The 12,905-nt window shown below is 53.6% G+C and carries 16 protein-coding genes and 1 tRNA gene; 7 read left to right on the plus strand and 10 right to left on the minus strand.

Annotated features, from left to right (window positions below):
• The first annotated feature begins 118 nt into the window (after positions 1 to 118).
• From rplM to LQZ21_RS07120, 5 genes are all read left to right on the plus strand, one after another.
• Positions 119 to 547: a 50S ribosomal protein L13 gene (gene rplM / locus LQZ21_RS07100; RefSeq protein WP_411043586.1), complete on the plus strand. Its 429-nt coding sequence runs from the start codon at positions 119 to 121 to the stop codon at positions 545 to 547.
• A gap of 14 nt (positions 548 to 561) precedes the next feature.
• Positions 562 to 954: a 30S ribosomal protein S9 gene (gene rpsI / locus LQZ21_RS07105; protein ID WP_411043587.1), complete on the plus strand. Its 393-nt coding sequence runs from the start codon at positions 562 to 564 to the stop codon at positions 952 to 954.
• 60 nt (positions 955 to 1,014) lie between these two features.
• Positions 1,015 to 1,647, plus strand: a complete 633-nt coding sequence (locus LQZ21_RS07110; RefSeq protein WP_411043588.1) for a regulatory protein RecX — start codon at positions 1,015 to 1,017, stop codon at positions 1,645 to 1,647.
• A gap of 86 nt (positions 1,648 to 1,733) precedes the next feature.
• On the plus strand, positions 1,734 to 2,030 hold the full coding sequence (gene yccX, locus LQZ21_RS07115) for an acylphosphatase (RefSeq protein ID WP_411043589.1): 297 nt from the start codon (positions 1,734 to 1,736) through the stop codon (positions 2,028 to 2,030).
• Between the two features lie 94 nt (positions 2,031 to 2,124).
• Positions 2,125 to 2,195 (plus strand) — tRNA-Gly (locus tag LQZ21_RS07120).
• A 367-nt stretch (positions 2,196 to 2,562) separates the two neighbouring features.
• Here LQZ21_RS07120 and LQZ21_RS07125 read toward each other — a convergent pair.
• The 4 genes from LQZ21_RS07125 to LQZ21_RS07140 form a co-directional block, all read right to left on the minus strand.
• Positions 2,563 to 2,892, minus strand: a complete 330-nt coding sequence (locus LQZ21_RS07125; protein WP_411043590.1) for a BrnA antitoxin family protein — start codon at positions 2,890 to 2,892, stop codon at positions 2,563 to 2,565.
• Positions 2,846 to 3,163, minus strand: a complete 318-nt coding sequence (locus LQZ21_RS07130) for a BrnT family toxin (protein WP_411043591.1) — start codon at positions 3,161 to 3,163, stop codon at positions 2,846 to 2,848. Before LQZ21_RS07130 ends, LQZ21_RS07125 begins: the two co-directional genes overlap by 47 nt.
• 178 nt (positions 3,164 to 3,341) lie before the next feature.
• Entirely contained in the window at positions 3,342 to 4,223 is an 882-nt protein-coding gene (locus LQZ21_RS07135; RefSeq protein WP_411043592.1) for a ribokinase, read from the minus strand.
• 158 nt (positions 4,224 to 4,381) lie between these two features.
• Positions 4,382 to 5,353, minus strand: coding sequence for a bile acid:sodium symporter family protein (locus LQZ21_RS07140; protein ID WP_411043593.1), 972 nt, complete (start codon positions 5,351 to 5,353; stop codon positions 4,382 to 4,384).
• Positions 5,354 to 5,465: 112 nt separating this feature from the next.
• On the opposite strand from LQZ21_RS07140, the gene LQZ21_RS07145 reads away from it, so the two are divergent.
• Positions 5,466 to 6,287: an SDR family oxidoreductase gene (locus LQZ21_RS07145; RefSeq protein ID WP_411043594.1), complete on the plus strand. Its 822-nt coding sequence runs from the start codon at positions 5,466 to 5,468 to the stop codon at positions 6,285 to 6,287.
• The gene (locus tag LQZ21_RS07150; RefSeq protein ID WP_411043595.1) at positions 6,280 to 7,809 is read left to right on the plus strand and encodes an aldehyde dehydrogenase family protein; all 1,530 of its coding nucleotides are present in this window, start codon (positions 6,280 to 6,282) and stop codon (positions 7,807 to 7,809) included. The genes LQZ21_RS07145 and LQZ21_RS07150 overlap by 8 nt, the downstream gene beginning before the upstream one ends.
• Here the strand turns inward: LQZ21_RS07150 and LQZ21_RS07155 are convergent.
• The 6 genes from LQZ21_RS07155 to LQZ21_RS07180 all read right to left on the minus strand — a co-directional run bounded on the left by LQZ21_RS07155 (position 7,726) and on the right by LQZ21_RS07180 (position 12,637).
• Positions 7,726 to 8,148, minus strand: a complete 423-nt coding sequence (locus LQZ21_RS07155; protein ID WP_411043596.1) for a hypothetical protein — start codon at positions 8,146 to 8,148, stop codon at positions 7,726 to 7,728. The two genes, LQZ21_RS07150 and LQZ21_RS07155, sit on opposite strands and share 84 nt — an antisense overlap.
• 30 nt (positions 8,149 to 8,178) lie before the next feature.
• Positions 8,179 to 9,885: an AMP-binding protein gene (locus LQZ21_RS07160; protein ID WP_411043597.1), complete on the minus strand. Its 1,707-nt coding sequence runs from the start codon at positions 9,883 to 9,885 to the stop codon at positions 8,179 to 8,181.
• Positions 9,886 to 9,907: 22 nt separating this feature from the next.
• Entirely contained in the window at positions 9,908 to 10,462 is a 555-nt protein-coding gene (locus LQZ21_RS07165) for a helix-turn-helix domain-containing protein (protein WP_411043598.1), read from the minus strand.
• A 392-nt stretch (positions 10,463 to 10,854) separates the two neighbouring features.
• A complete protein-coding gene (locus tag LQZ21_RS07170; RefSeq protein WP_411043599.1) occupies positions 10,855 to 11,250 on the minus strand; it encodes a lipocalin family protein in 396 nt (131 codons plus the stop codon).
• A 127-nt stretch (positions 11,251 to 11,377) separates the two neighbouring features.
• Positions 11,378 to 11,767: a hypothetical protein gene (locus LQZ21_RS07175; protein WP_411043600.1), complete on the minus strand. Its 390-nt coding sequence runs from the start codon at positions 11,765 to 11,767 to the stop codon at positions 11,378 to 11,380.
• Positions 11,768 to 12,214: 447 nt separating this feature from the next.
• A complete protein-coding gene (locus LQZ21_RS07180) occupies positions 12,215 to 12,637 on the minus strand; it encodes a hypothetical protein (RefSeq protein ID WP_411043601.1) in 423 nt (140 codons plus the stop codon).
• Positions 12,638 to 12,905: the final 268 nt, after the last annotated feature.

Raw genomic sequence — 12,905 nt, forward strand, 5'->3', positions numbered from 1 at the left:
CCCCTTGACATGCTCCGCCTTGTTATGGCATTATTCTTTACTATTCAAGGTTGTTTCAAAATCCGAAGGCCATATGTTGAAACCGGTCTATTCGGTAATTATATTGAGAAGGGTATAAATGAAGACAATATTTGTTAAACCCGCTGAGGTGGAGCGGAAATGGTTTGTAATTGACGCCGAAGGCAAGGTCCTCGGCAGGGTCGCCGCTCGGATTGCCTCCATAGTCAGGGGGAAAGAAAAGCCCATTTACGCGCCCCATCAGGAAACAGGGGACTATGTGGTGGTGGTTAACGCGGATAAAATCGCGGTGACCGGCCGTAAAGCCCAGCAGAAGCTCTATTATCACCATTCCGGGTATGTCGGAGGGCTTAAAGCGGTTAATTTCGAGAAACTCATCGGCCGCCATCCCTCGGCGCCGCTGGAGTTGGCTATCAAGGGGATGTTGCCTAAGGGGCCCCTGGGCCGGAAACTCTTAAAAAACGTTAAGGTGTATCCCGGACCGGATCACCCCCATGCCGCCCAGAATCCTCAGACTATTGAGTTATAAGCAAGAGGTGAAATGTGATTAAGAACCTTGGTATTGGTACCGGAAGAAGAAAAACCTCCGTCGCCCGGGTATATGTTCGGGATGGAGCCGGTAAAATTGTGGTGAACGGCCGGGAATTGGCCCAGTATTTCCCCCAGGGGGAGCATGCCATGATGGTCCGTCAGCCCTTGATGGTTACCGCCAGTGAAAACAAATTCGACATACTGATCAATGTTTTTGGCGGTGGAGCCAACGGACAGGCCGGGGCTTGTCGTCATGGGTTGGCCCGGGCGCTTTGTCAGGTGGATCAGGGCAATTATACGAGTTTGCGCAGCAACGGCTTTTTGACCCGGGATTCCCGGATGGTGGAACGTAAAAAATACGGACAGGCCGGCGCTCGCAGGCGGTTCCAATTCTCCAAGCGGTAAAACAGGCCGGGGCTTGTTTTATTCCCCCACAGGGCTTTTGATGCGGCGGGGCGGCCATCCATGACGGTGGTATCCTTAAAAGTTGGAACCGCAGTTGAATCAACCCCGTCGGTTTTACGGATTGGATTGTCGGACGGCTCCCTGTTTTCTTTTAAACTCCCCTATCTTCCCGCTGAATTTCAGGATGAAAGTGTTTTTTCTCCCGGCAGGGATCTGTCCCCCGCCGAGGAGGAGTCCTGCCGTTTTGCCGCCGCCTGTTACCGGACGGAACGGGCCGCCCTGCGCCTCGTGGCTCGGGCTGAACAGACCTGCCGGGGTATTACCCACAAGCTGGAAATCCGGGGATTTATCCCTTCCTGTATACAGGCGGTGGTTTCTTACCTGACGGACCTGGAAATTATCAGCGATGAACGGTACGCGGTCCTGTGGCTCCACGCCCGGCTGGCCCGTTCCGTCGAGGCCCCCCGGAAACTGTTGGCCGGTCTCCGCCGGCGGGGTATAAGTTCCCGGGTCGCCGAGGGGGCCTTAAAACGGGTGCTGGATTTTCAAACCGAATCGGCCCTGCTTAGGGGGTATCTCAAAAAAAAGCATGCCCCTGACCTCCAAACGGATAGATTCTTAAAAAAACAGTTAAAATACGAAGGTTTTTCCCCATCGGTGATCGAAGAGGTATGGGAAGAGGAAGAAATATAAAAAAAATCTTGAGTCTTTTCCAAAAATTTATTAGTTTTACAAAAGCCCCGCCACAAGGACAGGGAGGGGCATTCCAGGATTTTTTTATGGTTATGCGACATTCCCCGGCTTCTTCCGCGTTTTTTGCCCTGGTCGAAGGACGGGTCCAGGGGGTGGGTTTCCGGTATTCCGCCTATCATGAGGCCCGGCGGCTTGGTCTTACGGGCTGGGTAAGAAACACCCATGACGGGGATGTGGAGGTGTTTGCCGAGGGTCCCAAGGAAAAGCTTGACACCTTGCTCCAATGGCTTCGTCAGGGGCCGCCGGGCGCCCGGGTGGATTCGGTCCGTTACGATCTCCGCTCCCCCCTGGGCGCCTACCGGGATTTTTCCATTAGATCATGATCCGCTCATTGACAGAAATACCCCAATTCAGTTATTATATCAGCGTTGACTTTGTTCAAAAAACCGAAGGTTTGGAACAGCCTTAGTTTTCTATGCGGCCGTCATATAACGGTATTATCCAAGCTTCCCAAGCTTGTGACGCGGGTTCGACTCCCGTCGGCCGCTTATTGTTAATTCCTTATTATATAAGGAATTAGATAAAGGTAAAAAAACTTAATTTTCTAAAAGTATGGCACTGTACGTTTATTGTACGGATATTTTTCGTAGGCGAGGTGTGCCATGCCGAAGATCACGGGTCCGTTTTGGGTCTGGAAACGTCCAAAAACCAAGAAATTTCAAATTACCCTACCTCCAGCCGGCGATGTGCTGTCATATGGTCAACCGGTGTACTTGTCGAGGGAAAGAAGCAATGCCGTTATGAGGCGGAATAGACCGCCCGGGAAATACTTCGCTTATGCCGCCCTGATCATTTTGCTGACATCGGTAAGATGATAGGGCGCATTTTTCCGGCATGGTCCGGGGCTTCACGGAATTATCTTGTGGCTGCGGTGAGAACGCCGGGATTATCAATGGCGTATTTCAGAACATCGGCCATAATGCCGGTATAGCCGTCCCCCATCGTTTTATAGCTTTCCAGAACATCCGGGGCGATACGGATTGTTACCGACCGCTTCTTTTTGCGCCGGTTTCGCTCCGCCGCCAGATGAGCGAACTCCTTGAGGGCCTCCGGTGTGGACGGTGGACAATCAGGATCGTATACCTCCGGATGTTTCCGCGCTTCCCTGACCGCTTTTTTGACCCGCTTGATGACTTCTTTAGGTGGCCTTTGTCCAACCTTTACCGTCGATGTGATAATAGCCATGGTAACTTCTCCTCTCATGCTTCTCGGCTTCCCGCGCCGTGATTAGGCGTGTTTCTTCCCTGCTTTCTGTGTAGACAACAAACAAAAGACTGCCGACCCTGCCGATTGTCTGCCATCGTGTTTCGCCGGATGTGTTGCTATCGCTACGGTCGATTCGCTCAATGCGGTCTGGATCGGCGAAGACAAATTGAGCGTCTTCAAAGCCAATTTTGTGCTTCAGCTTGTTCTCCGCATTCTTGGCTTCGTCCCAGGCAATCCGACATTCTTCCACGATTATAGTGTATTGCAATATGCCTTACTTGTCAAGGGGGAATTTTATCATAAGGCCAGCGGAGGCCCTGGAGTATGCCGGGGCAGGGCGTTATGCCCTCTCCGCGCGGGGTTCTGGTTCCCCAGAAACGCTCTAGCGGCCTTGTATACAAATTAAGCGTATAAGAACATTATTTTGCTCAGAATATTTCAGCGGCCAAGGGAATTGCTTCCATGGCCCCCATTCGGGAAACCGCATAGGAGGCGGCTTTACAGGCGATCGCCAGCGCCCGGTCTATGGGCATATTCCGGCTCCGGGCGGCGATAAAGTATCCCGTAAAGGTGTCCCCCGCACCGGTGGTATCAACCACCGGCATATCCACGATAGCGCCCTTTTCCCGGATGTCCTTAAAGCCGTAATAGGCCCCGTCCTTTCCGGCGGTAAGGATAATTTCAGCGCCGGGGAAACGGGTAACCAGGCGGTCCAGCACCTGGGGCAGGGGTGTTTCCGCGCCTTTACCGGCCAGGGCCGCCCCTTCTATTTCATTGACAAAAAGGATATTCACCAGGTCCAGGGGCAGGGTTTCTATTTTTTGATCATAGGGTGAGGGGTTAAGGCAAATGGTAAGCCCCCGGTTTTTCGCGGCTTCCATGATTTTTTGGACATGGACGATTTCATTCTGTAAAACAATAAGATCCCCCCGGCCGAATTCCTCCAGGGTCCTGAGGATTTCCTCAATGGTTATTTGGGCGTTTCCCCCGGAAAAAAGCAGGATGGCATTTTGTCTGTTTTTATCCAGTTGGATTAAGGCCTGACCGGTGGCCCCTTCGTAGCGGACCACCCGATCGGTATTGACCCCGTAGGATTGTAGCAACGAAAGCAAAAATGTCCCATCCTGGCCTATTTTCCCCGCCATGTATACGGGCAATCCCGCCTTTGCCAGGGCCGCGGCCTGGTTCGCCCCCTTCCCCCCGGCGCTTTTTATCAGGGAACTGCTGCTGATGGTTTCCCCCGGGCTAACGATATGATCAACGGAAAAAATCAAATCGATATTTAATGAGCCAAAAACCAAAGCTTTCATCTTGCGCCTCGAATCATGTACCCCGCCGCCGGTTTCAAAACCCGGTTGGAAGAATCGCCGGAAACCCAACCGGGTTTTCCGGCGCTCCCTCAACTATAACATACTAAAATAGCCGCGGACAACCGGTAGGCGGTAACATCAAACAATTGATAACGCGGTTAAAGATTCTTCTTCTGTTTTCCGACAAGCATGTTTCCCAATAACGCCGCCAGGATCTGCTGACAGAGCATCCCCAGGATGGCAGGCAAGGCCGCGGCCTCGGGGAAAAATTCTATGGCCAGGGTCGCCGAAGCGCTGATGTTCCGCAGCCCCGCGGCAAAAAAGAGGGTGGTCCGTTTTGCCGGGCTCAAACGTCCGATAAGACCCGCCAGGTTCGCGCCGATAAACCCCAGGGCGGTGAGGATCACACAGCTTATTCCCACCAGCCAGAAAATAGGCTCCTGTAGACGGACCTGGTCCGCTATGGCGGAGGTATTTGCGGCGACCACCAGGGTAAGACAGAGCTTTGAGATCGGACTCACATAAGGGGATATGATCCGGGGTATTTTTCCCCGGCTTGTTTCGTTTAATAAGACCCCAATAATAGTGGGAAACACCACCATAAAAAAAAGGGAAATGGTTATTCCGGTCATATCCAGGATCAGGGATGTTCCCAGGAGCAGGGTTACCGTACCGGGAACTATCAGGGGGGCGCACAGGGTATCCAACAGGATAATAGTCAAGGATAGGGCGGGATCGCCCCCATACATGGAAACCCAGATAAACCCGGATACGGCGGTGGGTATGGAAAAAAGCAAAACATACCCCGAAACAATATCCGGGCTGCCGCTAAATACGAGCCTGGACAAAAGAAATACGACCCCGGGCATAAGCCCATGGGTAAAAAGGAAAAAAAGCAGCACCGGTTTCGGATCGGTCACCGCCCGCCCCAGGTCCCGGGCCCGTAATTTTATGGCTCCCGATAAGGTCATAACCCCAAAAAGCCAGGGGACCAGGGGCCGTAACAGGATGAATACCCGGGAAAACAGAATACCCGCCAAAACCCCGCAGGGAATTAAAAGCGGCATTAACCGGTTAAGGAGTTGATTTACCGCGGAAGCCGATTCCACAAAAGTCTGGTTGCGGGACATGGGTTTACTATAAAGCAAGCGCAAAAAAATAATAAGACCAATCTGCTTGTTTCAAAGCCCGGTTGGTCGTATACTCATCGAAAGGGGGTATACTCAATATACGTGGAGTGGTATGAAAGACATTAGAAGCAAAATTATCCTCATCACCGGTGGGGCTAATGGTATCGGGCGGTTTTTGGCCCGGGAACTTGCGGAACGGGGGGGTCGGGTCGTGGCCTGGGACCTGAATCAAGAAGCCCTCAGGACGCTGGAAGACGAAGGCCGGGAAAGGGGGCTTTTTATCAAAGGCAGGGTCTGCGATATTACGGACCGGGAGGCGGTTTATGCCGCCGCCAAGGCGCTGACCGCGGAATTGGGCCCGGTGGATATCTTGGTGAATAACGCGGGGGTCGTTTCCGGTTCCTCCTTTTTAGAAACCCCCGATGAAAAGCTCATCAAAACCATGGAAGTCAATAGTATATCCCATTTTTGGACCTGTAAAGCCTTCCTCCCCTCTATGATAGCCCGGAATAGCGGACATTTGGTGACCATATCTTCCGCCGCGGCCTTTATCGGTGTCCGGGGTCTCGCCGATTATTCGGCCAGTAAATTCGCTTCCTTCGGGTTTCACGAATCCCTGCGGATGGAACTCCGCAGTCAAAAAAGCGCGGTTAAAACCACGGTGGTTTGTCCCTTTTTTATTGACACCGGGTTATTTCAGGGGGTAAAAACCAAATTTCCCTGGTTGTTTCCCATATTAAAGAGCAAATATGTCGCCCACCGTATTGCCTTGGCCATACTCAAGAACAAAAAACAGCTCCTCTTGCCCTGGTTTATCTACAATACCCATCTTCTCAGACTACTACCCCCGGGAGGGTTCGATTTTATAGTGAATTTTTTGGGCATCAATCATTCCATGGATAATTTTATCGGAAGGGAGAAGAAAAATGGCTGATAGCGGGGAAAAGGTTCCGGGAGGAAAAGGCCTCCACAATACGGCGCGGGTGGCGGAAAAGATACAGGCCGCCCGGAAGGCGCAAGGCGTATGGGCGGCCCTTCCCTATGGGGAACGGGTCCGGCGGCTCAAAAAGGCGGCCGGATACTTGGGAGATCATTTTGATGAACTGACGGAGCTGATCCACCGGGAAAACGGTAAAGTAAAAATCGATGCCCTGGCCGCGGAGGTACTCCCCGCGGTGATGGCCCTTTCCTATTATATCAAACAGGGGAAAAAATTTCTGGCCCCCCGGACCCTGGGGGGAGGGAACCTCCTCATGTTCAACAAACGGAGCCGGATGATCTATAAGCCCTACGGAGTGGTGGGGATCATCTCTCCCTGGAATTACCCCTTTGCCATCCCCTTTTCCGAGGTGGTCATGGCCCTGCTCGCGGGAAATGCGGTGATCCTCAAGGTCGCTTCGGATACCCCGGGGGTCGGCCGGGCGCTGGAGGCGGTGTTTGGCGCCGCGGCTTTACCGGATGACCTCTTTTCGCATATAGAAATGCCCGGGAAAGAGGCCGGCCCGGCTTTTATCTCAGGGGGGGTGGACAAACTCTTTTTTACCGGCTCTACGGCGGTGGGCCGGGAGCTTCTGGCCCTGGCCGCCCCCCGGCTGCTTCCCCTGGTACTGGAATTGGGCGGCGCCGACGCCGCCATAATCTGTGACGATGCGGATCTGGACCGGGCCGCCGCGGGTATTCTCTGGTCCGGTTATTCCAATGCGGGCCAGTCCTGCGGGGGAGCCCAGCGGATCCTGGTCCACCGGACGGTTTATGAGGCTTTTTTGAAAAAACTCTGCGGCCTGGTGCAAAACCTTAGGGTAGGGGAGGAGGGCGATATGGGGCCCATGACCACCCTCAGGCAGAAGCAGGCGGTACAAAAGCAGGTTGAAGCCTGTATCGCCGCCGGCGCCCGGATAGCGGCCCAAAGCCCCGGGGGCAGCTTCCAGGACGAAAGCCTCTTTGCCCCGGCCCTGGTACTTACCGGGGTAAATGAAACCATGCCGGTTATGGCGGAGGAGATCTTCGGTCCTGTCGCCGCGGTGGTGCCCGTGGAGGACGATGACGAGGCCCTGCGGATAGCCAACAAGTCATCCTACGGGCTTACCGGTTCGGTCTGGTCCCGCAATCATCGCCGGGCAAAAAAGCTGGCCGCCGGGATCAACGCCGGGGCGGTGATGATCAACGATCACCTCATGTCCCACGGCCTGGCGGAAACCCCCTGGGGGGGCTTTGGCGATTCCGGCCTGGGCAAAACCCACGGCGAAGCGGGGTTTCGGGAGATGTTGAAAGCCCAGGTGGTGGTGGACGAACTGCTCCCCGGAATAAAACGGAATCTCTGGTGGCAGCCCTATTCGGAACAGACCTATCAGGGGATCCGGGCCATTACGGAGTTATTGGCGGGCACCACCCTGGGCAGGCGGATCAAAGCCCTTCCCCGGGTTATGAAGATCGTTTTCCGTTACTGGGAAAAATGAGGGGCCGGCCCGGTATAGAAGCTCGTAAAGCTCCCCGGAGAGGGTAAACTGGTTCTTTCCGGTTCGCAGCAGGGCGATTTGGTGATCCCGCGCCGCATCCTCCATATCCCGGGGAATAGGCCGGGAATTACAGATAATAATAACCGGGATATGTTTAAGGACCGCCACGGCCACGGTGTTCTTATGGGCCTGGATCGTTAAAAGGGCGTCCCCTTCCGCCGCATGGGCCAGCACGTCCGAAAGCAGATCCGACGTATAGGCCCCCCGGAGCGTTACATCTTCAAAATCGTCCTGAATAATTTCGGCCCCGATGATCGCCGCAGTCTCCCGAATCGTCATCGCTTCCCTTTAGCCGTACCGGCCCCGCGGCTATTCGGCAACGGAACCGTCTTCCTCCCGAATCTGGACCCGGCGGATCTTACCACTGATGGTTTTGGGGAGTTCGGCGGCGAATTCCACGATCCGGGGGTATTTATAGGGGGCGGTGGTTTTTTTTACGTGGTTCTGGAGTTCCAGCTTCAGTTCCTCCGAGGGTATCCACCCTTTGGCAAGCACCACCGTGGCCTTGACCACCGTACCCCGGTCGGGATCGGGGACCCCGGTCACGGCACATTCCAAGACCGAAGGGTGTTCCAACAGGGCGCTTTCCACTTCAAAGGGGCCGATCCGGTAGCCGGAGCTTTTGATCACGTCATCCGCCCGGCCTACAAACCAGTAATAACCGTCCTCGTCCCGCCAGGCCATATCCCCGGTATAATAAATGTCATCATGCCAGACACTGGCGGTCAGGGCCTCATCCCGGTAGTACCCGCCGAAGATCCCCGCGGGTTTCCGTATCCCGGTCCGGATCACGATCTGCCCCTCCTCACCCATATCACAGGAAGAGCCGTCCTCCCGGAGCAGATCGATATCATAACCCGGGGAGGGCTTTCCCATGGAACCCGGTTTTGGTTCCAGCCAGGGGTAGGTGGCCATGGCTACGGTGAGTTCCGTCTGGCCGTAGGCCTCCCGGAGGCTGATCCCGGTGGCGCTTAAAAATTGTTCGTATATCTCCGGGTTCAGGGGTTCCCCTGCCACGGAACAATGTTTCAGGGCGGAAAAATCATACCGGGACAGATCCTCTTTGATAAAAAAACGGTAAATAGTGGGGGGAGCGCAGAAGGTGGTAACCCGGTATTTGCTGATTATTTCCAGCATGGCCGCGGGGATAAACCGATCGTAATCGTAGACAAAAATCGTCGTACCGCAGAGCCATTGGCCGTAGAATTTTCCCCAGGCGGCCTTGGCCCAGCCGGTATCCGCCACGGTCAGGTGGAGCCCTCCCTCCTGGCCGCAGAGCCAGAATTTGGCGGTCAGGATATGTCCCAGGGGATAGGCAAAATCATGGCGGACCATCTTGGGCATCCCCGTGGTACCGGAGGTAAAATAGAGGAGCATCATATCGCGGTTGGTATTGATCCCCGGAAGCCGGGAAAAATCCGGCGGCGCTTTGGACAAACGGTTGTTAAAATCCGCCCAGGGTAAGCCGTTACCCCGGATCTCACGATCCGCCGGGGTGTGAACGGAACGGACAAAGGCCTTATACCGCAGGGTGTTATGGTCCCCCTCCCGGAGTTTTGCCTCCGCCTCGTCCACCTTGCGCAAAACCTGTTCGTCATCCACACAGAGAATCCCCGCCACATCCGCCGCCTCACAGCGGTAAACGAGATCTTTGGTGGTAAGCAGGTGGGTGGCGGGGATGGCCACCGCCCCGATCTTATGGAGGCCCAGGAGGACCGGCCAATATTGCCAGCGGCGTTTGAGGATCACCAGGATGGGATCCCCCTTTCCTATGCCCGCGGAACGGAACACGTTGGCCGCTTGGTTGGAAAGGTGCTTCATGTCGGCGTAGGTAAACACCGCCTCCGCCCCTTGCTCGTCACACCAGACCAGGGCCCGTTCCCGGGGTTTTTCTTCGGCCAGCACGTCCGCCACATCATAGGCAAAGTTAAAATTCTCGGGGATCCTCAGGGAAAAATGACGTATAAAATCCTCATAGGATGCAAATTCCGCCTGCGGCAAAAAACATTCCAGCATGTGCATACTCCCTGCGGTAAAGTTATAAGACCATGGCCAAAAAGCGGGCCCGTTTTCCTCCCAGGGCTTTCATACCGTGGGGCTCATTGGAATCGTAATAGATACAATCCCCGGGACCCAATTCCGATTCATGCCCCCCCACGGAGATTAACAGACGGCCCTCCAGGACATAGTCAAATTCCTGACCCGGATGGGTATTGAGGCTTAAAGGTTTGGTTTCCGTATCGGGATTTGCCTCCACCAAAAAGGGTTCCCCCTTTTTATGGTGAAAATTGTAGGCTAAATTCCAATAGGTATACATGGGCCGGCGGCTCACCTCCGGGGCCTTATCGGAACGGGTAATACAATAGGTTTTAAGCCGGGAGGGCTCCCCGCTAATCAATTCGGTCAAATCCACCTTGAACCGGGCGGCAATTTCCACCAGGACCCCGATGGGAAAATCCTCTTCCCCCGCTTCCCAGCGCCCGTATTCTACGGGATTAAAGGACAATTCCTGGGCCAGGGTTTCCACGGAAATTTCCTCAATTTCCCGCAACACCCGCACCCGGGCGGCAATTTCACGAACCTCGTTAGACATAGATCCTCCCTGTCCTTATTTGTACTGATTTTTACGGGGAAGTGCAAGCCGGGGCTGACGCGTAAAAACCGGGAAGGGAATTCGACCGCCACGGCGCGTAAGAACAGGGAAGGGAATTCGACCACCACGGCGAGTAAGAACCGGGAAGGGAATTCACCACGAAGGCGCAGAAGGCGCAGAAGGCGAAGAAGGAAAGGAAAATTAAGAATTAAGCGTGAAGAGTGGCCGTTCTTCTTCATTTTGCCTTCTTAATTCTTCTTACGTACTTCTTCGCCTTCTGCTCATTTAATTGACCGCATAGCGGTCTACCTTGTGGTAAATTTCTTTCTTCGCGTTAGACAGCATTGTTCCGTGTTGGGAAACAAAGCCGCATGTTCTTTGCTGTCCGGATACTAGCTTCTTCTTCGGTCAAACACGAAGGTAGTTCCGTTTGCAACAAGCGTATTACCGCTAAAAGTTCCGATAAATGATGGTCCATCGTCATTCTTAAAGGTTATCCTATTACCCGTTACCGTGTAGGTACCCGGCCATTTGTCACCACCGGTTTCTTCTGACATATACGTAGTGGTACTGGTAAAGGTTAATGTATAACCACCTCCCTTCCACACCGTATTATTCAAGTTCTGGGGTGTGTATCCGCCGGTAAATGTATTTCCACCGGGATTGGTTCCATCGGTATTGGTTGTAGTAGTGGTACCAGAACCGCTGCCGGTATCACAGCCGGCCACGAACAAGCCAAAAATCAGCAGTACGCCGAATAAACCGGTAAAAATCATCTTCTTTTTCATAATGCCCTCCTGCGGCAATTTTTTTCTGACAAGCGAGGCTTGTCAGGGTTACTCCTATGCGTTCCGGGAAAAAGGACACCGGATATCCGTTAATTGGTGGTTATTATCGAATATCCGATATCTGGTTCTATCTTCTTCGGTCAAACACGAAGGTAAGTCCGCTTGCAACAAGCGTATTACCGCTAAAAGTTCCGGTAACTGGTCCCTCGGCATCCGTAAAGGTTATCCTGGTACCCGATACGGTGTAGGTACCCGGCCATTTGTCACCGTCGGGTTGTTCTAACATATAGTTAGTGGTACTGGTAAAGGTTAACGTAAAACCTTCTCCTTTCCATACCGTATTATTTAAGTTCTGGGGCGTGTATCCGCCGGTAAACGTGTTTCCGCCGGGATTGGTTCCATTGGGATTGGTTTTATTAGTAGAACCAGAACCGCTGCCGGTATCACAGCCGGCCACAAACAAGCCAAAAATCAGCAGTACGCCAAATAAACCTATACCAATCATCTTCTTTTTCATAATGCCCTCCTGCGGCAAATTTTTTTCTGACAAGCGATGCTTTGACAAGCGCTGCTTGTCAGGGTTAGCGCCGGAAGCTTATACGAAAGGCTTTTACCACCACCAAAAAGGTATTCCGTATAAGCTGCCGGAGAAAATAACCACCAGGGCGCAGAAGAAATGAAGAATGAAAAGTGAAGAGTAGGGTATGCTTCCTCATTCCTCGCTTCAATCTTCTCCCTCCGTTCCCGCCTTCTGCGCCTTGGTGGTAAATTTCTTTTTCTCTCTTTTTCTCTAGGGAATAATTTCACTCTGGATCTCGCTCCAGGGGCTTACGCCGCCTTCTTTTTGGATTTCCCATTGCAGGGCAAAGGAGGCCCGCCTTCCCCGGTCGCTTTCCCGGAAGGTGACGGCGTAGGCGGTCTCCCAGGCCGTGCGGGCATCCCGCCCGGTGACTGACCCCCGTGCCTAATTTATCCGTATTAAATCAAACTCGTCGCCATCATCTTCTGTCGAATGGAGTGTATTACCACTGATAGTTGCGGTAGCCCTATGATTACCGCTTGTAGTGACAGTGGATATGGTTCTACCCGATACGGTATAGGTCCCTGTACCTGTTGGGGTACCATCTGAATATGCATGAGTAAAGGTAGAAGTACCGGTAAAGGTTATCGTAAAGGTATCGCCATCATCGGGATCGGTATATCTCCACACCGTACCGACCAACTTTGCAGGATCGGGGTTGCCGCTGCTGTCCAAAACACCACTGCCACCGGTGCCGGTGCCGGTACCGCCTCCTCCGCCGGTGCCGGTGTCGCAGCCTGCCATAACGAGCATCGCCGCGGTCAATAGAACGGCGAAACCAAACCCTGCTACTTTTCTTGTCTTCATACCTTGCTCCTTGGTTTTGTTTATATCGTTATCCATACGGAAGTAACGCCGGGACCGGGGTTCCCCAGGGACTTGTTTATCATGGTTGTCCATGGGCACGGCGCTATACGCCGGTCCCCCGCGGAAACGCCGGGGGCACTGCCCAAGAGGAAGGGGAATATACGGGGTAAAACTAGTTACAGGACAATACGGGGAGGGGGGGGGGGGGGGTAGGTGAACCAGGAGGGTTTAGGCGTTTTTCAAGAAAACCCTCCAAGAAAAAACCCCC

The organism is Treponema sp. TIM-1, assembly GCF_046533115.1.
In the GTDB taxonomy this organism is placed as follows: Bacteria; Spirochaetota; Spirochaetia; order Treponematales; family Breznakiellaceae; genus JAIRMO01.

Excerpts from the sequence above, each read along its gene's own strand:
- LQZ21_RS07110 (WP_411043588.1), top strand. The coding sequence starts at position 1,015 with ATGACGGTGGTATCCTTAAAAGTTGGAACCGCAGTTGAATCAACCCCG.
- LQZ21_RS07170 (WP_411043599.1), bottom strand. The coding sequence starts at position 11,250 with ATGAAAAAGAAGATGATTTTTACCGGTTTATTCGGCGTACTGCTGATT.
- LQZ21_RS07140 (WP_411043593.1), bottom strand. The coding sequence starts at position 5,353 with ATGTCCCGCAACCAGACTTTTGTGGAATCGGCTTCCGCGGTAAATCAA.
- LQZ21_RS07135 (WP_411043592.1), bottom strand. The coding sequence starts at position 4,223 with ATGAAAGCTTTGGTTTTTGGCTCATTAAATATCGATTTGATTTTTTCC.
- yccX (WP_411043589.1), top strand. The coding sequence starts at position 1,734 with ATGGTTATGCGACATTCCCCGGCTTCTTCCGCGTTTTTTGCCCTGGTC.
- LQZ21_RS07155 (WP_411043596.1), bottom strand. The coding sequence starts at position 8,148 with ATGACGATTCGGGAGACTGCGGCGATCATCGGGGCCGAAATTATTCAG.
- LQZ21_RS07160 (WP_411043597.1), bottom strand. The coding sequence starts at position 9,885 with ATGCTGGAATGTTTTTTGCCGCAGGCGGAATTTGCATCCTATGAGGAT.
- LQZ21_RS07145 (WP_411043594.1), top strand. The coding sequence starts at position 5,466 with ATGAAAGACATTAGAAGCAAAATTATCCTCATCACCGGTGGGGCTAAT.
- LQZ21_RS07150 (WP_411043595.1), top strand. The coding sequence starts at position 6,280 with ATGGCTGATAGCGGGGAAAAGGTTCCGGGAGGAAAAGGCCTCCACAAT.
- LQZ21_RS07165 (WP_411043598.1), bottom strand. The coding sequence starts at position 10,462 with ATGTCTAACGAGGTTCGTGAAATTGCCGCCCGGGTGCGGGTGTTGCGG.
- rplM (WP_411043586.1), top strand. The coding sequence starts at position 119 with ATGAAGACAATATTTGTTAAACCCGCTGAGGTGGAGCGGAAATGGTTT.
- LQZ21_RS07180 (WP_411043601.1), bottom strand. The coding sequence starts at position 12,637 with ATGAAGACAAGAAAAGTAGCAGGGTTTGGTTTCGCCGTTCTATTGACC.
- LQZ21_RS07175 (WP_411043600.1), bottom strand. The coding sequence starts at position 11,767 with ATGAAAAAGAAGATGATTGGTATAGGTTTATTTGGCGTACTGCTGATT.
- LQZ21_RS07125 (WP_411043590.1), bottom strand. The coding sequence starts at position 2,892 with ATGGCTATTATCACATCGACGGTAAAGGTTGGACAAAGGCCACCTAAA.